The following is a 22,367-nucleotide window of genomic DNA, read 5'->3' as shown; positions in this document are numbered from 1 at the left end:
GATCTCCGCTTAATTCAGGAATTCGGACAAGGCGTCGAGTGCATCGAGCGCGTTGTCGCTGAGCACGGCCACTTCGCGTGCGATGTCTTCGACGCTCGCGTTGCGCCCCAGCGCCCCCGTGAGCACGTAGCGGCCACCGACGCGTCCGAAAGACGACAGCGGCACCGACGGGTTGAGGTCGAGCAGCGATTCGAGCAGCTCGGTGCGCCGCGCGGGCTTCACGTCTTCTTCGGTCCAGAGGTAGCAGATGCAGATGATCTGCATGTCGGAGCTGGTGACGAAGATCGGCAGCTCGTCACGCCCCTCGATGCTCACCTGGACCACCGGCGTGCTGCCCGGAATTGGCTGCAGCTGAACAGACAGCCCACCCATCGCGGCACCGGCCAGCACATCGAGGCCTTCGAGTTGATCCAGCAGTGATTGCATACCTCTCCTTTGGGTTGTCTACCGTGGGAAGCGCGCGATGCTTCGATGGATTCACTATAGGTGCAGCGACATAACATGTCAAAAATTCTTTTAACCCGTGCGCATGACTTTCGGCACTGGCGCGCTCTCTAGAATCCGCCGATGGCCAGCACCATCAACCCCGCGCGTGTCGATTTCGTGACGCTGCGCCTGTTCTGCGCCGTGGCGCAGTCGGGCAGCATCACCAAGGGCGCGGAAGCGTGTCACCTCGCGCTCTCGGCGGCGAGCCGGCGCCTGTCCGACTTCGAAGCCGCCACGGGCTCCAAGCTGCTCGAACGCAGCGCCCAGGGCATCGCGCTCACACCGGCCGGGCATGTGGCGATGCAGCATGCGATGCGCCTGTTCCAGGGCTTCGAGCAGTTCAGCAACGAGCTGGGCGACTACGCCAGCGGCGTGCGCGGCCATGTGCGGCTGTGGGCCAACATGTCGGCGCTGACGGAGTTCCTGCCGACCACGCTGGCGGCTTTCCTGGGACAGCATCCCGATATCCGCGTCGAGGTCGAGGAACAGCTCAGCGGCGACATCGTGCGCGCGCTAGTCGACGGCCTCGCCGACGTGGGGGTGTTCGCCGAGAACACACCCGCCTACGGCCTGGACGTCGCGCCCTTCCAGACCGACGAGCTCGTGGTGCTGTGCGCCCGGCCGCATCCGCTGGCGCACCTGCGTGCGAAGCAGGTCGATTTCAAGACCTGTCTCGCGCACGAGTTCGTGGGGCTGAACCGCAGCAGCTCGCTGCTCGAGCTGACCTCGCGCGCGGCCGAACAGGCCGGCATTCCGATGCGCCTGCGCGTGCAGGTGCGCAGCTTCGATGCGATGTGCCACATGATCGCGGCCAACCTCGGCATCGGCGTGGTGCCGCTGGCCGCTTGCAAGGCGCAGGTGGCCGCGCTCGACCTGAAGGTGGTGCACCTGAAGGACGCCTGGGCCACGCGGCGCCTGCTGATGGCGACGAAGACGGGCGCGGCGCTGACGCCAGCGACGCAACTGCTGGTGCGGCAGCTGCTGGCTTCGTCGAACTGACGACCGGCCGGGCCCCTACCCCGCCGCCTCCGCCTCGAGCACCGCCCACTCCGCCTCCGTGAACAGCCGCGAGCGCGTCAGGAAGCGCACGCCCAGCGGCCCTTCCAGAGAGAACATGCCGCCGCGCCCCGTCACCACGTCGATGATCAGCTGCGTGTGCTGCCAGTACTCGAACTGCGGCCCGCTGATGTAGAACGGCATGCCGCCGATGCGGCCCAGCAGCCGGTCGTAGTCGCCCACGATGAACTCGCCCTGCGCGTAGCACATGGGTGCGCTGCCGTCGCAGCAGCCGCCCGACTGATGGAACATCAGCGGGCCGTGCCGTGCGGCGAGGTCGTCGATGAGCGCGAGCGCCGCGTCGGTCGCGGTGACGCGCAGGACCTCGCCGGTCATCAGAAGAAGCCCAGCTTGTTCTCGCTGTAGCTCACGAGCAGGTTCTTGGTCTGCTGGTAGTGGTCGAGCATCATCTTGTGGTTCTCGCGCCCGATGCCCGATTGCTTGTAGCCGCCGAAGGCCGCATGCGCCGGGTACTGGTGATAGCAGTTGGTCCACACGCGGCCGGCCTGGATGCCGCGGCCCATGCGGAAGGCACGGTTCATGTCGCGGCTCCACACGCCGGCGCCCAGACCGTAGAGCGTGTCGTTGGCGATCGACAGCGCTTCTTCCTCGTCCTTGAAGGTGGTGACCGACACCACGGGTCCGAAGATCTCTTCCTGGAAGATGCGCATCTTGTTGTAGCCGCGGAACACGGTCGGCTTGACGTAGTAGCCGTCGGCCAGATCGCCGTCGAGCTGCTGGCGTTCGCCGCCGATGAGCACCTGCGCGCCCTCCTGCCGGCCGATGTCCAGGTACGACAGGATCTTTTCCAGCTGCTCGCTCGAGGCCTGCGCGCCGATCATGGTGGCCGCGTCGAGCGGGCTGCCCTGCTTGATGGCGGCCACGCGCTTCAGTGCGCGCTCCATGAAGCGGTCGTAGATCGACTCCTGGATCAGCGCGCGGCTCGGGCAGGTGCAGACCTCGCCCTGGTTCAGCGCGAACATCGTGAAGCCTTCGAGCGCCTTGTCGAAGAAGGCGTCGTCGCGCTCCATCACGTCGGCAAAGAAGATGTTGGGCGACTTGCCGCCCAGCTCCAGCGTGACCGGAATGAGGTTCTGGCTCGCGTACTGCGAGATCAGCCGGCCCGTGGTGGTCTCGCCGGTGAAGGCGATCTTGCCGATGCGGTTGCTCGACGCCAGCGGCTTGCCCGCCTCCACGCCGAAGCCGTTGACGATGTTCAGCACGCCCGGCGGCAGCAGGTCGCCGATGACCTCCATCAGCACCAGGATCGACACCGGCGTCTGCTCGGCGGGCTTGAGCACCACGCAGTTGCCGGCCGCCAGCGCGGGTGCGAGCTTCCACACGGCCATGAGGATCGGGAAGTTCCACGGAATGATCTGGCCGACCACGCCGATGGGCTCGTGAAAGTGGTACGCGAAGGTTTCGTGGTCGATCTCGCTGATGCCACCTTCCTGCGAGCGCACGCACGAGGCGAAGTAGCGGAAGTGGTCGATGGCCAGCGGCAGGTCGGCGGCCATGGTCTCGCGGATCGGCTTGCCGTTGTCCCAGGTCTCGGCGGCGGCCAGCATGGCCAGGTTTTCCTGCATGCGGTCGGCGATGCGGTTCAGGATGTTGGCACGCTCGGTGGTCGAGGTGCGGCCCCAGGCGCCCTTGGCCTTGTGGGCGGCGTCGAGCGCGCGCTCAATGTCGGCGGCGCTGGAGCGCGGCACTTCGCAGAAGACCTTGCCGGTGACGGGCGTGATGTTGCCGAAATACTGGTTCTCCACCGGCGCGACCCATTCGCCGCCGATGTAGTTGCCGTAGCGCTTCTTGAAAGGCACCGCGGTACCGAATTTGCCCGGTTCGAGCATGTCCATGGGTTGTCTCCGTTGGGTAAGGTGTGAACGGGCGCCGCGACATGCGGCGGCCCGCACAGGCACCGCAAGCGGCATACCCGCGCGGATCGGGACAATCCCCAAGCCCCGCGCCACAGGGGCGCGGCCCGCGCAGAGGGTTTCCATTCGCAATCTGCGACAGATGAGCGCGACGGCGGCGACTACGATGTCGCACAAGGCGAATCGCCGGCAATCCCGCCCACGGAGTTCCGCAAGATGAGTGAAGCTTCCGCCCCCTCGGTCAGCGTCGCGCAGGCCCGCGAGCTGTTTTTCGCGCAGGGCCGCGACCCGGCGCCGTGGATCGCGCCGCACATCTCGCGCTCGTGGCAGCGCAGCCGGCCGGTCGATCCGCATTGCATCGACCCGACGCCGATGGCGCCTTCGCTGCTCAACGAGCGGCGCGAGCAGGCGATGCGCCTGCTCAGCTGCGCGCAGCCCGAGCTCGACGGGCTCGCCGAGCATGCGGTGGGCAACGGCTGCATCGTCGCGCTGTCGGACGCCAGCGGCCTCATCCTTGAAGAAATCGGCAGCCCCGACTTCCTGCCCAAGGCCCAGCGCGTGGCGCTGCAGCCCGGCGTGGAATGGTCGGAGAGCCACCGCGGCACCAACGCCATCGGCACCGCGCTGGCCGAGCGCGAGGCATTGATGGTGCTGGGCGGCGAGCACTACCTGGCGCAGAACGGCCGGCTGGGCTGCGCGGCGGCGCCCATCTTCAGCGGACGCGGCGAGCTGGCCGGCGCGCTCGACATCTCGGGCGAGACCGCGCGCGTGAACCACCACGCCCTGGGCCTGGTGCGCATGGCGGCGCAGCAGGTCGAGCACCGCATGCTGCTGGCCGAGGCCTCGGGCCACGTGCTGCGCTTCCATGCGCGGCCCGCGCTGATCGGCACCGCGCGCGAAGGGCTGATGGTGATCGAGGGCGGGCGCATCGTGGCGGCCAACCGCGTGGCGCTCGACCTGTTCGGGCGCACGTGGGAGGGCCTGCTCGACCTCGACGCCGAAGAATTCCTGGGCGCGCAGTGGCCGCGCATGGAGCACCGGCGCAGCCTGCTCACGCTGCCGGGCGGACGGCAGATCGCGACCGTCATGGAGCGCACGGGCACGGCGAACAGCGGCACGGGCCGCACCGGCGCGCGGCAGGTGATGGCCGCCAACACAGCGCCCGTCGACAACGACGACGTGGTGCGCCCATTGCTGGCGCGCGCCGTGCGCGTACTCAACGAAGGCGTGCCGGTGCTGGTGAACGGCGAGACCGGCAGCGGCAAGGAGGTGTTCTCGCGCCGCCTGCACGCTGCCAGCCGCCGCAGCGCGGGCCCGTTCGTGGCGGTCGATTGCGCCTCGCTGCCCGAGACGCTGATCGAGGCCGAGCTGTTCGGCTACGAAGAAGGCGCCTTCACCGGCGCGCGCCGCAAGGGCATGCCGGGGCGCATCCGCGAAGCGCACGGCGGCGTGCTCTTTCTCGACGAGATCGCCGAGATCCCGCTCGCGCTGCAGACGCGCCTGCTGCGCGTGCTCGAAGGCCGCGTGGTCACGCCGCTGGGCGGCGGCCAAGGCGTGGCGGTCGATTTCGACCTGGTGTGCGCCACGCACGCCGGCCTGCCCGCGCTGGTCGAGGCCGGGCGCTTTCGCGCCGACCTGATGTACCGCGTGGCCGGCTTCACCGTCGCCCTGCCCGCGCTGCACGAGCGCGCCGACCGGCGCGCGCTGATCGCGCGGCTGTTCCTCGAATCGGGCGGCGCCGCCAAGCACCTGTGCCTGGAGAACGATGCGCTCGAACGCCTGGCCGCCTACCGCTGGCCCGGCAACGTGCGCGAACTGCGCAGCGTGCTGCGCGCGCTCGTGGCGCTGGCCGACCCGGGCGATGCCGTGACGGCCGATGCGCTGCCCGCGCACCTGCACGACGCCGCCCCCGTTGCCGACTTCAGCGAAGCCACACTGTCGCAACCCAACGCACCGCTGCAGACCATCACGCGCCACGCCATCGATGAAGCCCTGCGCGCCTGCGACCACGACGTGGCGCGCGCGGCCCGCCGGCTCGGCGTTCACCGCAGCACCGTGTACCGCCACCTCGCGCGCCAGCGCCCGCCCGCGGGCAACACCAAAGACTGACTTGCCCGCACGCGCGGGACCGGCCAGACTTTGTGCATGGCCCTGCCCCCGCATTCATGACCACCGGCAAATCCGCGCGCAAGCTCTCGGCCGTGCCGTCCACCTTGCGGATTCCGCTGGCCGCGCGGGCTTCGGGCGATGCGCTGTTTCCGCAGATGGCCGTGCGCGACGCCTACGCCGCCGGCATCCTCGAGCAGATCCGCGACGACGACCACGCCCTGCCCGACGACCGCACGACCATCTACGGCATCCTCGCGCGCACGCGGCGCTTTCGCAGCCTGGCGCAGGACTTCCTCAAGCTGCACCCGGGCGCGCGCATCGTGAACATGGGCTGCGGCCTGAGCCACTACTTCCAATGGCTGGACGACGGCAAGTCGCGCATGACCGACGCCGACCTGCCCGAGGTGCTGGCCCTGCGCCGCGAACTGCTGCCCGAAACGCATCCGCGCCACGACCTGCGCGAACTCGACCTCACCGCGCCCGGCTGGTGGGAGCAGCTCGGCCTGCCGCGCAAGCGCCAGGCGCAGCCGGTCTTCCTGTTCACCGAGGGCGTGCTGATGTACCTCACGCCCGAGCAGGTGAACGCGGTGTTCACCACCTTCGGCGAGCGCGCGCCTGCGGGTTCGGTGCTGGCCTTCGACGCAATGTGCTGGCTGGCCGTGGGCCGCGCGCGCCAGCATCCTTCGGTGCGAGCGACCGGTGCGGAGTTCCAGTGGGGCCTGCGCCGGTACGAAGACCTCACGCAGCCCCATCCGCGCCTGCACCTGGACGGCACCTACCGAGTGATGGAAGGCATCGGCTGGCCCTACACGCTGTTCGCGCCGATGGTGCTGTTCTTCCTGGGCGTGCCGATCTATGCGGTGTACGCGCTGAGGGCGAAGGACTAGGACCTCTTCAGGCGAAAGGCACGTTGCGCCACGGGCTGCGCGTGTCGCTCAGCAGCAGGCGGTTGGTGCGCAGCAGATGCTCTTCGCGCGCGTCGGAGTACTGCCAGATCAGGCCCGCCGCGATGTAGGCGGCGCTCACCTGCGACCAGTTGGCATAGGCCGCACGCACCTGCGATGCCAGGCCGCACGCAAAGTCCGCGAACTCCGCGCGTTCGATGTAGCCCAGCTGCACCGCCCAGCGCGACAGGCTGGCCAGGCGCACCGCGTCCCAGGCCACCAGGTTCGTCAGCTGGTCCGGCGCCACGCCGAAGTGCTTGCGCAGGGCCTGGACCCAGCTCTGGCTGCCCGTCATCAGCTGGCTCAGCTCGGCGCTCGAGTGCCCGGTCTGCGCGGACAGCGCCCGCATGTCCAGGTGCTCGCGCGCCTTGATCTGGAAGAACGCGGGAAACCACGCGTCCATGACCAGGCGCAGCACGCCGGGCGTGGACTGCACCGCCGCATCGATCGCGCCGATGGCCTTCCAGGCCGGCAGGTACTTCGCGCGCTGCCCTTCCTCGGTCAGCCAGCGCGCGGTCTGCTCGAAGCTCGCGCGATCGCTCACGTTCCACACCTGCGCGATGCCTTCGCGCAGGGTGTCGTTGTCCTTGCCGGTGAGCACCGCGTTCACGCAGTCGCCGTTGAAGGCCGACAGCGGCGTGCTCAGCGTGACCAGCCATTGCTCCTGCGCGGAAAGCGCGGGCGCGGCGGTGTCGAACTTGAGCTTGTCGTTGTCGAGCATCGCGTGCGCGAGCGTGTCCTTGAACCCCATGAAAACTCCTCCGAAATTTGTTGAATGGCGCGCGGGTGGATCGATCAGGCCTTCGATTGCAGGCGCGCGATCTCCTGCTGCAGGAACGCAAGGAAGGGTGCGCGCAGCGATTCCTTCATGTGCGCGGGCAGCGCCATCGGCGGGGTCGAGCCGGTCAGCAGCTGGTCGCCCTTCTCTCCGATCTGCAACGCGCGCACCTCCACCCGCTCCAGCGCGATGCGCAGCGGCGACTCCATCAGGTCCTTGCCGTACAGCGCCTGCGCGGTGAGCGCCACGCCGTAGGGGCCGCCGAACAACGGGAAGTCGGCCAGCGCGAACTGCAAGGTCTCGCCCGCGGGAATCTGGAACTTGTCGGTCACCTTGCCCAGCTTCTTGGCGAGCTTCGGGTTCGCGGGGTCGAGCAAGGTGTCGACGGCGCCGTAGTCGGCCACCAGCTCGGCCAGCGTCCAGACGCGCTGCTGCGCCTGCCGCTGGCTGCCGTTTTCCGCGTGGTACGCGAGCACCGCCGCGACCGTCGGTGCCAGCAGTTCGCCGCAGCGCTTGAGCAGCACCGGCTCGGGCGCGTCGGCCACGCCGGACCAGTCTTTCCACGCCTTGAAGCGCGCGAGCAGCGTCGAGACGAACGAAGGTGCATCGTCGGCGCGCGCCGGCAAGGCATGGCCCTGCGCCGGTGGCGGTGCGGCCGACAGCACGGTGAAGTCGTCCTGCACGTACACGGCCTGGTCGGTCAGCAGCAGGCCTTGCGAGGTGCGCTTGCCGCTGAGCCGGTTCATCGCGTGGTAGCCCAGGAAGAAGAGCGGAATCTCGTCGCCCAGCCACGGCTTGGGCAGGTACATCTGCTCGACCGCCTGCGCGAACACCTGCGGTGCGTCTTCGTGGTCGGGGTGGTCTGCCTGGTCGGGCAGGAAGGCAAAGGCCGACAGGTCGGCATGCAACGGTGCCTGCACCTGTTGCTGCACGCGTGCGCGCAAGGCATCGCCGTGGCGCGCGCGTTCGGGCGGCAACGCGCCCAGGTGATCGGTGAACGACGAAAAAACGAATGACATGCTGAATCTCTCCCTGAAACCGTGGTTGTGAATGGGTAAGCGGCCCGGCATCTGCTTCCGTGGGCCATGCACGGCAGATCGGCCGTGACCGCGGCGTGTCCTGGAAGGACACCGCCGCAACGCCGGCCCAAGGGAAGTGTTCCCCGGCGGCTCACGGACTGGATGATCACGCGCCCCCATGTCAGGAGCGCGGCCATGCTACTGGGAAGCGTCGCCTGGCATTCTGACGAATTCTGCGAGGCCGCGCGATCACGAGATTCGCGCCGCTAGCATCACCGCATCTTCAAACCGTGGCCGCACCGCGACACGCCACACACGGGAGTCAAACGAATGGGTACATGGTCGACAGCAGGCTTCGGCAACGACGAGGCACTCGATTGGCTGGCTGAATTGCAGGAAGCCGATGACGCGCTCGCCTTCATCCGCGAGACGCTGGATTCAGGTTCGACCGAAGGCACCGTCGCCGCGGCCGAAGTGCTGGCACTGCTCGCCGGACACGGCAGCGCCGATGCACACCCGGACGCCGTCGCCTGGTGCGCCGGCAAGGCCGCGCCGCCCGCCGACCTGCGCCATGCCGCCGCCGACGCGCTGCAGGCCATCCTCGACGACCCCGATGCGGACGGGCACGACACCTGGGCCGAGCTGGGCGAGGACGACGAGGACTACCTCGCGTGGCTCGCCAACCTGAAGAGCCTGCAGGTCCGGCTGCGCGGCTGAACCGCGCTGAACGCGCCCGGCGTTCCGGCCAAAGCGCGCGCCGTGTTACGTAACGAGTGGCGACAGCTGCCCGTTTTGCACCGCGAGCCTGACAAGGTCATTCACGCAAAAATCGTTTCGAATCAACGAGATACGGCGTTTTCGGCCCGTCGCTGACGGCTGAAGTCGAAGGCGGCACGCATGTTGCCCTCTGTAGTCATTTATTTGACGAGGAGGCCGCATGACCACCACCGTATCGCCGATCGCTTCGATCCCCGCCGCCGCCGAAAGCGGCGCCCCCGTGGTGCTTGCACAGGCCAGCGTCACCCCCCTGGGCCCTGTCGCCTCGAGCGCCCCCATGGCCGCGCCCGCCGGGCCGACCAGCCTGGGCACCCTGTCCAACGCCACGCCCGGCACGGTCGTCATGCGCGACGGATTTCGCATGCCGGTGGACGGCAACCAGACCCTCATCGCCGGCGACCGCGTGATCGTGCCCGACGGCGGGCAGGCCAACGTGCTCTTCCCCGGCTCGGCCACCAACAAGGCGCCGCTGGCCGGTGTGTTCGCGGGCGGCACCGACGCCACCATCACCTCGACCAAGCTGTCCAGCGGCCTCGAACAGGTGAACGTCGACGTGGCCGCCGGCAACCTCGATGTCACCTCGCCCGACAGCGACGCGGAAGCCGCGGCGCTCGCCGTGAGCAAGAAGACCGCGGCCGGCAGCGGCATCGGCCTGGGCGAATTCGCACTCGGCGCGCTGGGCGCCATCGGCCTGGGCGCCGCGCTGAGCGGCGGTGGCGGCGGCGACGGCGGCGGGTTCCCGCTGTTCGTCTCGGGCATCGGCGACAGCGACGCGGATGCCGATTCGGATGCCGATGCAGACGCCGACGCCGACGCCGACTCGGATGCAGACGCCGATGCCGATGCCGATTCGGACGCCGACGCGGATTCGGATGCAGACGCCGACGCTGATGCAGACGCCGATTCGGACGCGGATGCCGATGCCGACGCAGACCACCTGCTCGATCCGGGCGACGGCCTCGCCGGGCACCTGCTGGGCGCCCTCGACAACGCGCTCGGCCTGGGCGGCGGTGCGACCAACGTGCGCAGCGCCTCCGGCTCGTCGGGCACGCTGGCCTCGCTGATGCCGGTGGCCGACGGCCTCACCGACCTCGTCGACGACCTGCTCTCGCCGGTGACCGGCGAGGAGTTCAAGCCCAACGATCCCAACGAGTTCGAACCGGTGGACAACGCGGTCGAAAACATTGCCGTTCACGTGGGCGGCGTGCTGACCCCCGTGGTCGACGGCCTGCTCGGCGATGGCCTGACCGACGCTCTCGTCGGCTCGCTGATCGGCCAGGTCGACTACCTGACCGACGCGCTGGGCAATGCGCTGGAGAACGTGCTGGGCAGCGAAGGCCTGCTCGGCGGCATCACCACCCCGCTGGGCCTGGACGGCCTCGTGGACGACCTGCTCGGCACGGACGGTGTCGTCGGCCAGGTGCTCGAGGGGCTGCTGGGTGACGGCAGCCTGCTGGGCAGCGTGCTCGGCGAAGACGGGTTGATCGGGCAGTTGCTGGGCGATGACGGGCTGCTCGGCGGCGTGCTGGGCGATGGCGGCTTGCTGGGCGGTCTGCTCGGTGGCGACGGGGGCCTGCTCGGCGGTGTGCTGGGCGATGACGGACTGCTGGGTGGTGTCCTCGGCGGTGAAGGCGGCTTGCTCGGTGGTGTGCTGGGTGACAACGGCCTGCTAGGCGGCTTGCTCGGTGGCGATGGAGGTCTGCTCGGCGGCGTGCTGGGCGACGACGGCTTGCTGGGCGGTGTCCTCGGTGGCGAAGGCGGCTTGCTCGGCGGCGTGCTGGGCGACGATGGCCTGCTGGGTGGCCTCCTCGGCGGCGAGGGCGGCCTGCTTGGCGGCGTGCTGGGCGACGACGGCCTGGTCAACGGCCTCCTCGGCGACGAAGGCATCCTGGGCGGCGTGCTCGGCGGCGACGGCGCCCTGTCCGGCCTGCTCGGCAGCGAAGGCCTCACCGGCGGACTGCTCGGTGGCGACGGGCTCGTGGACAGCCTGCTCGGCCCCGATGGTGCGGTCGGCTCCCTGCTGAACGCCACCCCGCTGGCCGGCCTGCTCGGCGGCGAAGACGGCTTGCTCAGCGGCCTCTTGGGCGATGACGGGCTCCTGGGTGGCGTCCTCGGTGACGACGGCCTGCTGGGCGGTGTGCTGGCCGACGACGGCATCCTCGGTGCCGAAGGCCCGGTCGGCGGCCTGTTGAATGGCGTCCTTGGCGGCGACGGCGGCGGCCTGCTCGGCGGTGTGCTGGGTGACGATGGCTTGTTGGGCGGGCTGCTCGGCGGTGACGGCGGCCTGCTGGGTGGCTTACTCGGCGACGACGGCCTCTTGGGCGGCGTCCTCGGTGGCGACGGTGGCCTGCTCGGCGGTGTGCTCGGTGACGACGGCCTGCTGGGTGGTGTCCTCGGCGGCGAGGGAGGCCTGCTCGGCGGCTTGCTGGGTGACGAAGGCCTGCTGGGCAGCCTGCTCGGCGGCGGCGACGGCGGATTGCTTGGCGGCGTGCTGGGTGACGACGGCTTGCTGGGCGGTGTCCTTGGTGGTGACGGCGGTCTGCTCGGTGGATTGCTGGGCGACGATGGCCTGCTGGGTGGCGTCCTCGGCGGAGACGGCGGTTTGCTCGGCGGCGTGCTCGGCGACGACGGCCTCCTGGGTGGCGTCCTCGGTGGTGACGGTGGTCTGCTTGGCGGCGTGCTGGGTGACGATGGCCTGCTGGGCGGTGTCCTCGGTGGTGACGGTGGTCTGCTCGGCGGTGTGCTGGGTGACGACGGCCTGCTGGGCGGCGTCCTTGGCGGGGACGGCGGTTTGCTCGGCGGCGTGCTCGGTGACGACGGCCTCCTGGGTGGCGTTCTCGGCGGCGACGGTGGTCTGCTTGGCGGCGTGCTCGGTGACGACGGCCTGCTGGGTGGCGTTCTCGGCGGCGACGGTGGTCTGCTTGGCGGCGTGCTCGGTGACGACGGCCTGCTGGGCGGCGTCCTCGGTGGCGGCGAAGGCGGCTTGCTCGGCGGCATCGTCGGCGAAGACGGCCTCGTGGGCAGCCTGCTCGGCGGCCTGCTCGGAGGCAAGAGCCCCGTCGCGGACATCCTGGAGCCGGTGTCGTCGGTGCTCGGCCATGCAAGCGATGCCGCGGCACCGGTCGCGGCCGGGGCCACGCAAGCCGCATCCGGCGCCGCGGTGCCCGCGGCCGACATCCTGGCCGGTGCCAGCTCGGCGGTCGCCCCGGTGGTCGCGGAGGTGGTGAACACCGTCGAGCACGCGGTCACGCCGCTGGTGTGCGAGGTCGTGGCCCCGATCACCAGCCTGCTCGACCACAGCGGCACAGGCTCCGCGCTGGCGCCCGTGACGAACATCCTGCACGGCCTGCTGGGCTGATCGAAGGCGGGAGCGGCCGGCAACGGCCCTCCCCTTCACACGCTTTCTCACGCACCGCAGGCGCGGCGCCCGCCCCGGCGCGCCGCGCCTTCGCATGCCCGCCGTGCACAATCGGCGCTCCCCCGAGCCCCTTTGCCCCACGCCGCGCATGCGAATCCACGAACTGAAACGACGACTCCGCGAGGCCGGGGCCGGCCCCAGCCACGAGCAGCGCATCCTGCGGCTGTGGTCGCATGCGCTGCCGCGCAACAGCGGCAGGCGCCTGCCGGCCACCTTCTTCCCGTCGTCGCTGATGGACGCCCTGCCGGCCATCGAGGCCGAACTGGCGGGCCTGGCACGCATCCACGCGGTTCATCCCGGTGCCGACGGCTCCGAGCGGCTGCTCGTCGCGCTGGCCGATGGCCAGACGGTGGAAAGCGTGCTGCTGCCGCGCGACGGCCTGTGCGTGTCGTCGCAGGTCGGCTGCGCCGTCGGGTGCCAGTTCTGCATGACGGGCCGCGACGGCCTGCTGCGCCAGGTCGAAAGCGCCGAAATCATTGCCCAGGTGGCGCTCGCGCGCCTGCGCCGGCCGGTGCGCAAGGTGGGGTTCATGGGCATGGGCGAACCGGCACACAACCTGGACAACGTGATCGAGGCCATCGAATTGCTCGGCACCGTGGGCAACATCGGCCACAAGAACCTGGTGTTCTCCACCGTCGGCGATCCGCGCGTGTTCGAGCGGCTGCTGCAGGCGCGCGTGCGGCCCGCGCTGGCGCTCTCGCTGCACACGACCAATGCCGAGCTGCGCAAGAAGCTCCTGCCGCGCGCGCCGAACCTGACACCCGAAGCCCTCATCGAGGCAGGCGAGCGCTATGCCCGCGCCACCGGCTACCCGATCCAGTACCAGTGGACGCTGCTCGAAGGCGTGAACGACGGGCCCGAGGAAGTCGAGGGCATCGTGCGGTTGCTGTCGGGCAAGTACGGCGTGCTGAACATGATCCCGTTCAACACGGTGGACGGCGTGGCCTTCGGACGCCCGTCGCGCGAGCGCTGCGAGCAGATGGCCCGCACGCTGCACGAACGCGGCATCCTCACGAAGCTGCGCTACTCGGCCGGCCAGGACGTCGACGGCGGCTGCGGCCAGCTGCGGGCGCGCGCGGCCGAGGTGCGGGTGACGGTGCCGATCCGCCGCGCCGACGAGCGGCTCAGCTGAGCGAGGCCATCCAGTCCCACACCGCGCCGGGCGCCTCGACCATCACGTTGTGGCCATGCGGGCCCAGGTCGCGGGCGTCGGGGTCGAGGGAACGGGTCTGCTCGAGGGTGACCAGCGCATCGTGGCGGCCCTGGCCGAGGTGAATCGGGCAGCGCGCCAGTCCGACGAGTTCGGACAGCGGCGGCTTACCCACGGCATTGGCGCGCGGGTCCATGGCCAGGCGCCATCCCTCGTCCTCTTGCGTCACGCCGCGCGCCACGACGGGCGCCGTCGCGTCGGCGATCGCGGCCAGGCCGGAGACCTTCAGGTAGCGGTCAACTGCCTCTTCTTTCGTCGCGAAACGCTTGGTAGGCTGCGTCGCCAGCGTCTCCATGCGGCGGACTTCTTCATCGCTCCATGCGACCTTGATGCCCGCCGCGAACACCGCGTGCGGCGCGACGCCGAACCATCCCGTCGCGAGCGCCAGGCCGATCACCCCGCCCAGCGAATGGCCGAGCACCACGAGCCGGCCTTCAGGCTGCAGATGCGGCAGCACCGCACGCGCCACGGTGGCGGCGTGCTGGCCGATGGCGTAGGAGGCCTGCCGGTCCGATGCGCCGTGCCCGGGCAGGTCGAGCGCAAGCCAGCGACCGCGCCAGCGCGCACCGGCCTGCGCGCACAGCGGCGCCCACACCGCGCCTGTCGCGCCCATGCCATGCAGCAGCACCAGCAGGTCCGCGCCTTCGCCGCCTTGTTCCGTGTACATGTCCTTTGTCTCCTGGCACTTTCGATGGCGCGAGAATACCCGGCGACGCCCCGAAAAGGGCCCGATCGGCACCCGCTGCCGCAAGACAGCGCGGGGCCTTGTCCGGCCCCGTTTGCGCGGAATGGCTGACGCGCCGTACCCTGTGGTCCGGGGCATGCTTGGCGTTGTTTTTCCCCGTCTCCCCGACGCTTCTCTTTTCCCTTCTCCTCCAAAGGCTTTCGCCGCCCCTCAAGAACACATGCTTGATCGCCGATCCTTCCTCGCCGCCGGCAGTGCCGCCGCCGCACTCGCCGCCCTGGGACTGCCCGAAGAGGCGCTGGCCGCCAACGGCCTGCAACTGAGCCAGCCGGCGCCCTTCTCCTTCGATGCGCTCGTCGCGCAGGCCAAGCGCCTCGCAGCCCGCCCCTACACCGCCGCCGCGCCGCTGGCGCCGCAGGTGCTGGAGCGCATCGACTACGACGCGCACGGCAAGATCCGCTTCGACCCCGCCAACGCCCTCTTCCGCGACGGGCCCGGCGCCTTTCCCGTCACCTTCTTTCACCTCGGCCGCTTCTTCCAGACGCCGGTGCGCATGCACGTGCTGGAGACCGCCGGCGGCGACAGCTTTGCGCGCGAGGTGCTCTACAGCCCGACGTACTTCTCGATGCCCCCTGACAGCCCCGCGCGCGCACTGCCCGAAGGCGCCGGCTTCGCGGGCTTTCGCCTGCAGGAAAGCCGCCTGGGCGACCAGGGCAAGCTCGACTGGCAGAAGAACGACTGGGTCGCCTTTCTCGGCGCCTCGTACTTCCGCGCCATCGGCGAGCTCTACCAGTACGGCCTGTCGGCGCGCGGCATCGCGCTCGACGTGGCGGTGCCCGACAAGCCCGAGGAGTTTCCGAACTTCACGCGCTTCTATTTCGAGACGCCGGCCGCGGGCAACACCACCTCGATGACCGTCTACGCCCTGCTCGAGGGGCCGAGCGTCACGGGCGTGTTCAAGTTCGTCATGCAGCGCGGCAAGGCCGTGATCATGGACATCGATGCGCGCGTGTTCCTGCGCCGCGACGTGTCGCGCCTGGGCCTGGTGCCGCTCACGTCGATGTACTGGTACTCGGAAACCATCAAGCCCACCGCCATCGACTGGCGCCCCGAGGTGCACGACTCCGACGGCCTCGCGATCTGGAACGGCGCGGGCGAGCGCATCTGGCGCCCACTCAACAACCCCACACAGACCCGCGCCTCCGCGTTCGCCGACACAAGGCCGCGCGGCTTCGGCCTGCTGCAGCGCGACCGCAACTTCGATCACTACCAGGACGGCGTCAACTACGAGAAGCGCCCGAGCCTGTGGATCGAACCGCTGGGCGATTGGGGCGAAGGCTCGGTGCAACTCATCGAGATTCCGACCGACGACGAGATCCACGACAACACCGTCGCCTTCTGGGTGCCCAAGGCCGATGCAAAAGCCGGCGCGAGCTACAGCCTGCAATACCGGCTGCACTGGACCGACCAGGAGCCCTTTCCGTCACCGCTCGCACGCTGCGTCGCCACCCGCATCGGCCGCGGCGGCCAGCCCGGCCAGCCACGGCCGCAGGGCGTGCGCAAGTTCATGGTGGAGTTCATCGGGCAGCCACTCACCACCGTGCCCTTCGGCGTCAAGCCCGAACTGGTGCTCACCGCGCCGCGCGGCAAGTTCTCCTACGTCTTCGCTGAAGCCGTGCCCAACGGCGTGCCGGGCCACTGGCGCGCACAGTTCGACTTCACGCCCGAGGGCACGGAGCCTGTCGACATGCGGCTGTATCTGAAGAACGGGGATCAGACGTTGACGGAGACCTGGCTGTATCAGTATCAGCCGGGGTGAGTGGGAGCCCCGGACGGCAAGGCAGGCCGCGGGGCATCCGCAGCAGCCAAATTTCGAGATCTGACAAGGGTCGATGCTGTGGGCAGTGACCTGCCTCAGCCTCGGAAGCGAAGCCAGAGTTCGTTGATTCGCAGTGCTACGGATGCCCAATGGCGAGATCAGACACGCTTACATCCTCGGGCGATCCGATGCCCCGTCCAGACACTTCCACCGGATGTCTGCAACGACTACGCCAGCCAACATGGTCGACGGATGAGGAAATCGGTCTCCCTTGAGCACCCAGGCGGTTCGATTCCAAATGTTGAATGCGTCGGCCAGCGCATGGCTGTCGTCCACCCGCGCGACCCAAAGACCCGAATACGGACACGGTGAGCCTCCGTCAAACCACTTGTCGGCACTATCGATAGCTGATTGGCTCTCGACGGAAGACAGATGGGCCTTCTTGGCCCGTGCCGAAAAAATGAGACCACCGATGCATCCAACAATCAGGCCGGCGAGCGCGCCGACAGCCATATAGAAAATACCGAGAACGGCACCAATCGCGTCACCCGCACTGTGCGCACAATCTCCGCATATGGTGAGACCAACACATCCGCCAATGAACGCGCCGATGATCGAAAAAGGAAGCCACAACATATTGCAGCCTCAGTTGATTCGCGCGTTGGTCAGTTGCATGTCTTCGAACTGACTGCCCGTGAAGTCGACCTGCTCGCCCTGCAGGTTGGTCGCACTCACCTGCGTGCCTCGGCATTCGAGCAACTTCAAGCGCGACCACTGGCTCGCATCGAAATTGAGTGCGGTCCAGTTGCAACGGGTGAAGGTGCAATCGCGGAGCGTGCTGGCCTTGAGCTGCGACGCGCTGAAAGTGCAATCGACGAAGGTGCATCCACTGATCGCGATCCGCTGCATGTCGCACTGACTGAAGGAACAGCCGCTGAACTGGCACATGCTCCAGACAGCGTCTTGAAAAGTGGTCGATGTGAAGCTGCTGCCGCTGAAAGCGCTCGACGAGAAAGTGACCAGATTCAGGTCGAGGCCAGCGTAGGCATTGCCGTCGCTCTGACCGGAAAGACCCGCCGGCGCACCGCCTGCGCCCTTTCGCCATTTGTCGTGGTCCTCGATGATTTGTTTAGCGCTCATGGTGCACCTCGAAAAATCCGACTGCACATGAGGGCACCACGCGGCCCAGAAACATCAGAGTGGCGGTGCCATTGCTATGAAGCGTGCGCGTTGGCGCAGCACGGAATGCGGACATGTGTTCCTCCCAGAAGCCGCTCCTGTGGATCAGGAGTCAGGCGGCGGATTGTGGGAGGCCCATGTGCGCAAAAACAGGGGGAAAGAATCGGGCAACTATTGCGTGGCGAGCAGCGTGATGGACTGCACGCACCGCCCATTGCCCAAGCCGGCTCCAACCGGCCGCGACCACTACTTCTTCGTGACCGACACCAGCTCGACTTCGAAATTCAGCGTCGCATTCGGCGGAATCAGGCCGTTGCCCGCACCGCGCGCACCATAAGCAATCGACGCCGGGCAGGTCAGCTTGGCCTTGCCGCCCGGCTTCATCTTCTGCACGCCTTCCGTCCAGCACGGGATCACGCCGTTGAGCGGGAACTCGGTGGGTTCGCCGCGCTTGTACGAGCTGTCGAACTCCTTGCCGCTGTCAGGGAAGGTGCCGCGGTAGTGCACCTTGACCACGTCGGTGGCGGCGGGCGATGCGCCGGTGCCTTCCTTGAGCGACTGGTAGATCAGGCCGCTGGGCGTGGTCACGGCGGCGGATTGCGCAAAGGCTGCGGGGATAGCAAAGACGGACACGAGCGCGGCACAGAAAAATGACTTCACGAAACACCTCGGTGGTTGAAAAGCTGCCGATTATGGACAGCCCCCGTGAAGCCCCTGTACGCCGATGTATCCGATGGAACGGCCCTTGCTTTGGGAGGGGTGCACTGTCACCATCCGCCCAGAGAGGAAGCCCCCATGCGCTCCAACGACGCTCCGCCGGCCCCCGTCGCCGGCACCGGTCATCTCAAGAAAGTCCTCGGTCCCGTCCAGTTGTGGGGCATCGCGGTCGGCCTCGTCATCTCGGGTGAGTACTTTGGTTGGAGCTACGGCTGGAACACGGCCGGCACGCTCGGCTTCCTGGTCGCCACGGTGCTGGTGGCGACGATGTACACGACCTTCATCTTCAGCTTCACCGAGCTCTCGACCGCCATCCCGCACGCGGGCGGCCCCTTCGCCTATGCGCGGCGCGCCTTCGGGCCGCGCGGCGGTTTCGTGGCGGGCTTTGCGACGCTGATCGAATTCGTCTTCGCGCCGCCGGCCATCGCGCTGGCGATCGGCGCGTACCTCAACGTGCAGTTCCCGGGCATCAACCCGAAGTGGTTCGCGGTGGGGGCCTACGTGGTCTTCATCGGGCTGAACTGGATCGGCATCGGCATCGCGGCGGCATTCGAGCTGTTCGTCACGGTGCTCGCGATCTTCGAGCTGTTGGTGTTCATGGGCGTGGTCGCGCCGGGCTGGTCGATGGCGAACTTCGTGGCCAACGGATGGGCCGGCGGCAATGTGCTGAACGGCGCGGCGGTGTCGGGCATCTTCGCGTCGATCCCGTTCGCGATCTGGTTCTTCCTGGCGATCGAGGGCGCGGCCATGGCGGCCGAAGAGGCGCGCGATCCGCACCGCACGATTCCGCTGGCCTACACCACCGGCATCGTCACGCTGGTGCTGCTGGCGTTCGGCGTGATGATCTTCGCGGGCGGCGTGGGCGACTGGCGCCAGCTCGCGAACATCAACGACCCGCTGCCGCAGGCGATGAAGGCGGTGGTAGGCGCCAACAGCGGCTGGCTGCACATGCTGGTGTGGATCGGCCTGTTCGGCCTGGTCGCCTCGTTCCACGGCATTCTGATGGGCTACTCGCGCCAGATCTTCGCGCTTGCCCGCGCCGGCTATCTGCCGAGCTACTTCGCCGGCCTGAGTCCGCGCTTCGACACGCCGCACCGCGCGCTGCTGGCCGGTGGCGTGATCGGCATCGCCGCCATCTTCAGCGACGAGTGGGTGCAGTTCGGCGGACAGACGCTCACGGCCAACATCGTGACCATGGCCGTGCTCGGCGCGATCGTGATGTACCTGGTCTCGATGGCCGCCCTGTTCAAGCTGCGGCGCACCGAGCCCGACCTGCTGCGCACCTACCGCGCGCCCTTCTACCCCCTGTTCCCGGCCGTCGCGCTCGGGCTCGGCCTGGTGTGCCTGGGCGCGATGGTCTGGTTCAACCCGATGCTCACGGTGCTGTTCCTCGTGCTGATGGCGGCCGCCTACGGCTACTTCCTGCTCACCTCGGCGCAGCGCGACGCCGCCGCGCCGGACGCGATGTTGTCTTCCACGCCCTGACAAACAGACATGCGCTACCGCACCACCATTGCCGGCCAGGGCTTCGCCTTCGACGATCTGCGACAGGTGCTCGCCTGCGCCAGCCCCGCGCGCTCGGGCGACTACCTCGCGGGCCTCGGCGCGGCCACCGCGCAGCAGCGCATGGCGGCGCGCCACGTGCTGGCCGACACGCCGCTGAAGCAGTTCCTCACCGAGGCGCTGATTCCCTACGAGCAGGACAACATCACGCGGCTGATCATCGACACGCACGATGCACAGGCCTTCGCGCCGGTCGCGCACCTCACGGTCGGCGACTTCCGCAACTGGCTGTTGTCCGAGCAGGCCACCACCGCCGGACTCGCCGCGCTGGCACCGGGCCTCACACCCGAGATGGTCGCGGCCGTGTCCAAGCTCATGCGCAACCAGGACCTGGTCGCGGTCGCGAAGAAGTGCCACGTGGTCACGCGCTTTCGCGACACCATCGGCCTGCCCGGCCACTTGGCCGTGCGCCTGCAACCCAACCACCCCACCGACGACCTGCGCGGCGTGGCCGCCTCCACGCTCGACGGCCTGCTCTACGGCGCGGGCGACGCGGTGATCGGCATCAACCCCGTCTCGGACAGCCTGCCGGTGCTCGGGCGCCTGCTGCACATGCTCAACGAGGTGATCCAGCGTTTCGAGATCCCCACGCAAAGCTGCGTGCTCACGCACGTGACCAACACGCTGAAGCTCGCCGAGGCCGGCGCGCCGGTGGATCTCGTGTTCCAGTCGATCGCGGGCACCGAGAAAGCGAACCTCTCGTTCGGCGTGACGCCCGCGCTGCTCGACGAGGCCCACGCCGCGGCGCAGTCGCTCGCGCGTGGCACCGTCGGCAACAACCTCATGTACTTCGAGACCGGCCAGGGCAGCGCGCTTTCGGCCAACGCCCATTTCGGCGTCGACCAGCAGACCTGCGAGGTGCGCGCCTATGCGCTGGCGCGTCGCTACCAGCCGCTGCTCATCAACACCGTGGTCGGCTTCATCGGCCCCGAGTACCTGTACGACGGCAAGCAGATCATCCGCGCCGGGCTCGAAGACCACTTCAGCGGCAAGCTGATGGGGCTGCCGATCGGCTGCGACATCTGCTACACCAACCACGCCGAAGCCGACCAGGATGACATGGACACGCTGCTCGTGCTGCTGGGCACGGCGGGCATCAACTTCATCATGGGCATCCCGGGCGCCGACGACGTGATGCTCAACTACCAGAGCACCTCGTTCCACGACGCCCTCTTCCTGCGCGAGACGCTGGGCCTGAAGCGCGCGCCCGAGTTCGAGGCCTGGCTGCAGCGCATGCAGATCACCGACACCACCGGCCGGCTCGCACCGCCCACCGCCAACCGGCTGCTCAGCGACATGGGCGGGCTCTCCGCGCTGGCGCCATGAGCGATTCGCCGGTCACCCCCAACCCCTGGGCGCAATGGCGCGCCGCCACGCCCGCGCGGCTCGCACTCGGCCGTGCCGGTGCCGGCATGCCCACCGACGAAACGCTGCGCTTCGGCTGGGCCCACGCGATGGCACGCGACGCGATCCATGCGGCACTCGATGTCGACGCGCTCGATGCCGCACTGCGCGCCGACCAGTGGGACGTGAACCGCGCGCGCAGCCGCGCGCCCGACCGCACCACCTACCTGCGCCGCCCCGACCTGGGCCGCCAGCTCGATGCGGAAGACGCCGCGCACCTGCGCGACGGCCGACCCGCGGGCGGCTGCGACGTCTGCCTCGTGATCGGCGACGGCCTCTCCTCGCTCGCCGTCGCCCGCCACGCCGTGCCCCTGCTTGCAGCACTGCGCCCGCAGTTGCCGCCCGGCACGCGCCTGTCGCCCGTGTTCATCGCCAGCCAAGCGCGCGTGGCGCTGGCCGACGAACTGGGCGAAGCGGTCGGCGCGGTGCTGTCGGTCATGCTCATCGGCGAGCGCCCGGGCCTGAGCTCGCCCGACAGCCTCGGCATCTACCTGACCCATTCGCCACGCCGCGGCCGGCACGACGCCGAACGCAACTGCATCTCGAACGTGCGGCCCGAGGGGCTGTCGTACACGCAGGCCGCCTTCAAGCTTGCGTGGCTGGTGCGCGAATCGCTGCGCCGGGGGTTGAGCGGTGTGGGGCTCAAGGACGAGAGCGACCTGGCGGTGCTGGCTGCAAGCCCGGACGCCGTTGCCTATGATCCCGGGACCGATCCCCAGGAGACAAGCAGATGAACGCCCCTCGCTACCCCCTCGCCGAACTGAAAGACCTGCCCGACGACATCCGCACCGCGATTCTTGCCGTGCAGGAAAAGGCCGGCTTCGTGCCCAACGTGTTCCTCGGCCTTGCGCGCCGCCCCGCCGAGTGGCGGGCCTTCTTCGCGTACCACGACGCGCTGATGCTGAAGGAAGAAGGCTCGCTCACCAAGGGCGACCGCGAGATGATCGTCACCGCCACCAGCGCGGTCAATCAATGCCTGTACTGCGTGGTGGCGCACGGCGCGCTGCTGCGCATCTACGAGAAGAAGCCGCTGGTGGCCGACCAGGTAGCGGTGAACTACCGCAAGGCCGACATCACGCAGCGTCAGCGCGCGATGCTCGACTTCGCGATGAAGGTCTGCGAACGCTCGCACGAGATCGATGACCGCGACTTCGGGCCGCTGCACGCGCACGGCTTCGACGACGAGGACATCTGGGACATCGCGGCCATCACCGCCTTCTTCGGCCTGAGCAACCGCCTGGCCAGCTTCAGCGGCATGCAGCCGAACCCGGAGTTCTTCCTGATGGGCCGGCTGCCGCGCGAGAAGAAGTAAGAAGCCGAAGCTGCGGG

20 protein-coding genes are annotated in these 22,367 nt (G+C 68.8%); 11 read left to right on the top strand and 9 right to left on the bottom strand.

Translation table 11 applies throughout. The features are described 5' to 3' along the window. Positions 1-9 precede the first annotated feature (9 nt). The gene (locus AC07SQ_RS23330; RefSeq protein ID WP_062476391.1) at positions 10-426 is read right to left on the bottom strand and encodes a YjfI family protein; all 417 of its coding nucleotides are present in this window, start codon (positions 424-426) and stop codon (positions 10-12) included. 141 nt (positions 427-567) lie between these two features. Between AC07SQ_RS23330 and AC07SQ_RS23325 the strand changes: the two genes are divergently transcribed. Continuing rightward, entirely contained in the window at positions 568-1,485 is a 918-nt protein-coding gene (locus tag AC07SQ_RS23325) for a LysR family transcriptional regulator (protein ID WP_495273042.1), read from the top strand. A gap of 15 nt (positions 1,486-1,500) precedes the next feature. Here the strand turns inward: AC07SQ_RS23325 and AC07SQ_RS23320 are convergent, their stop codons facing one another. Next, positions 1,501-1,878 (bottom strand): DUF779 domain-containing protein, encoded by a 378-nt coding sequence (locus AC07SQ_RS23320; RefSeq protein ID WP_495273041.1) that lies wholly within the window; start codon positions 1,876-1,878, stop codon positions 1,501-1,503. Then, complete coding sequence (gene adh / locus AC07SQ_RS23315) at positions 1,878-3,398, bottom strand: aldehyde dehydrogenase (RefSeq protein WP_495273040.1); 1,521 nt, start codon at positions 3,396-3,398, stop codon at positions 1,878-1,880. Before adh ends, AC07SQ_RS23320 begins: the two co-directional genes overlap by 1 nt. A 234-nt stretch (positions 3,399-3,632) precedes the next feature. On the opposite strand from adh, the gene AC07SQ_RS23310 reads away from it, so the two are divergent. Then, entirely contained in the window at positions 3,633-5,525 is a 1,893-nt protein-coding gene (locus AC07SQ_RS23310) for a sigma-54-dependent Fis family transcriptional regulator (RefSeq protein WP_495273039.1), read from the top strand. A 56-nt stretch (positions 5,526-5,581) separates the two neighbouring features. Beyond that, on the top strand, positions 5,582-6,412 hold the full coding sequence (locus AC07SQ_RS23305) for a class I SAM-dependent methyltransferase (protein ID WP_495273038.1): 831 nt from the start codon (positions 5,582-5,584) through the stop codon (positions 6,410-6,412). A gap of 7 nt (positions 6,413-6,419) precedes the next feature. On the opposite strand, the gene AC07SQ_RS23300 is transcribed toward AC07SQ_RS23305, so the two are convergent. Together AC07SQ_RS23300 and AC07SQ_RS23295 are read right to left on the bottom strand one after the other, a co-directional pair. Further along, complete coding sequence (locus AC07SQ_RS23300) at positions 6,420-7,220, bottom strand: DUF1266 domain-containing protein (RefSeq protein WP_495273037.1); 801 nt, start codon at positions 7,218-7,220, stop codon at positions 6,420-6,422. Positions 7,221-7,264: 44 nt separating this feature from the next. Then, a complete protein-coding gene (locus AC07SQ_RS23295; protein WP_495273036.1) occupies positions 7,265-8,266 on the bottom strand; it encodes a hypothetical protein in 1,002 nt (333 codons plus the stop codon). Between the two features lie 330 nt (positions 8,267-8,596). Between AC07SQ_RS23295 and AC07SQ_RS23290 the strand changes: the two genes are divergently transcribed. The 3 genes from AC07SQ_RS23290 to AC07SQ_RS23280 all read left to right on the top strand — a co-directional run bounded on the left by AC07SQ_RS23290 (position 8,597) and on the right by AC07SQ_RS23280 (position 13,593). Beyond that, positions 8,597-8,983, top strand: a complete 387-nt coding sequence (locus AC07SQ_RS23290) for a DUF4259 domain-containing protein (protein WP_495273035.1) — start codon at positions 8,597-8,599, stop codon at positions 8,981-8,983. A gap of 220 nt (positions 8,984-9,203) precedes the next feature. After that, positions 9,204-12,401, top strand: coding sequence for a hypothetical protein (locus AC07SQ_RS23285; protein WP_495273034.1), 3,198 nt, complete (start codon positions 9,204-9,206; stop codon positions 12,399-12,401). Positions 12,402-12,549: 148 nt separating this feature from the next. Beyond that, a complete protein-coding gene (locus tag AC07SQ_RS23280; RefSeq protein ID WP_495273033.1) occupies positions 12,550-13,593 on the top strand; it encodes an RNA methyltransferase in 1,044 nt (347 codons plus the stop codon). On the opposite strand, the gene AC07SQ_RS23275 is transcribed toward AC07SQ_RS23280, so the two are convergent. Continuing rightward, positions 13,586-14,338: an alpha/beta fold hydrolase gene (locus tag AC07SQ_RS23275; RefSeq protein WP_495273032.1), complete on the bottom strand. Its 753-nt coding sequence runs from the start codon at positions 14,336-14,338 to the stop codon at positions 13,586-13,588. The two genes, AC07SQ_RS23280 and AC07SQ_RS23275, sit on opposite strands and share 8 nt — an antisense overlap. 238 nt (positions 14,339-14,576) lie before the next feature. Between AC07SQ_RS23275 and AC07SQ_RS23270 the strand changes: the two genes are divergently transcribed. Next, entirely contained in the window at positions 14,577-16,175 is a 1,599-nt protein-coding gene (locus tag AC07SQ_RS23270; RefSeq protein ID WP_070059360.1) for an OpgD/OpgG family glucan biosynthesis protein, read from the top strand. Between the two features lie 168 nt (positions 16,176-16,343). On the opposite strand, the gene AC07SQ_RS23265 is transcribed toward AC07SQ_RS23270, so the two are convergent. The 3 genes from AC07SQ_RS23265 to AC07SQ_RS23255 all read right to left on the bottom strand — a co-directional run bounded on the left by AC07SQ_RS23265 (position 16,344) and on the right by AC07SQ_RS23255 (position 18,014). Further along, positions 16,344-16,811 (bottom strand): hypothetical protein, encoded by a 468-nt coding sequence (locus tag AC07SQ_RS23265; protein WP_157627356.1) that lies wholly within the window; start codon positions 16,809-16,811, stop codon positions 16,344-16,346. Positions 16,812-16,820: 9 nt separating this feature from the next. Continuing rightward, positions 16,821-17,315: a pentapeptide repeat-containing protein gene (locus tag AC07SQ_RS23260; RefSeq protein WP_095744888.1), complete on the bottom strand. Its 495-nt coding sequence runs from the start codon at positions 17,313-17,315 to the stop codon at positions 16,821-16,823. 285 nt (positions 17,316-17,600) lie between these two features. Continuing rightward, positions 17,601-18,014: an FKBP-type peptidyl-prolyl cis-trans isomerase gene (locus AC07SQ_RS23255; RefSeq protein ID WP_159272246.1), complete on the bottom strand. Its 414-nt coding sequence runs from the start codon at positions 18,012-18,014 to the stop codon at positions 17,601-17,603. 135 nt (positions 18,015-18,149) lie between these two features. Between AC07SQ_RS23255 and eat the strand changes: the two genes are divergently transcribed. The 4 genes from eat to AC07SQ_RS23235 are packed head-to-tail and all read left to right on the top strand — an operon-like array spanning position 18,150 to position 22,350. Beyond that, positions 18,150-19,556, top strand: a complete 1,407-nt coding sequence (eat, locus tag AC07SQ_RS23250) for an ethanolamine permease (RefSeq protein ID WP_390344769.1) — start codon at positions 18,150-18,152, stop codon at positions 19,554-19,556. A gap of 9 nt (positions 19,557-19,565) precedes the next feature. Further along, a complete protein-coding gene (locus tag AC07SQ_RS23245; RefSeq protein ID WP_495273031.1) occupies positions 19,566-20,960 on the top strand; it encodes an ethanolamine ammonia-lyase subunit EutB in 1,395 nt (464 codons plus the stop codon). Continuing rightward, positions 20,957-21,772, top strand: coding sequence for an ethanolamine ammonia-lyase subunit EutC (gene eutC, locus AC07SQ_RS23240; RefSeq protein ID WP_495273030.1), 816 nt, complete (start codon positions 20,957-20,959; stop codon positions 21,770-21,772). The genes AC07SQ_RS23245 and eutC overlap by 4 nt, the downstream gene beginning before the upstream one ends. Further along, positions 21,769-22,350: a peroxidase-related enzyme gene (locus AC07SQ_RS23235; RefSeq protein WP_062474448.1), complete on the top strand. Its 582-nt coding sequence runs from the start codon at positions 21,769-21,771 to the stop codon at positions 22,348-22,350. Before eutC ends, AC07SQ_RS23235 begins: the two co-directional genes overlap by 4 nt. Positions 22,351-22,367: the final 17 nt, after the last annotated feature.

The sequence above is a fragment of the Variovorax sp. GW821-FHT06D12 genome, assembly GCF_059419205.1.
The sequence above is the reverse complement of the archived record's forward strand: the minus strand, read 5'-3'. Positions and strand labels throughout refer to the sequence as shown.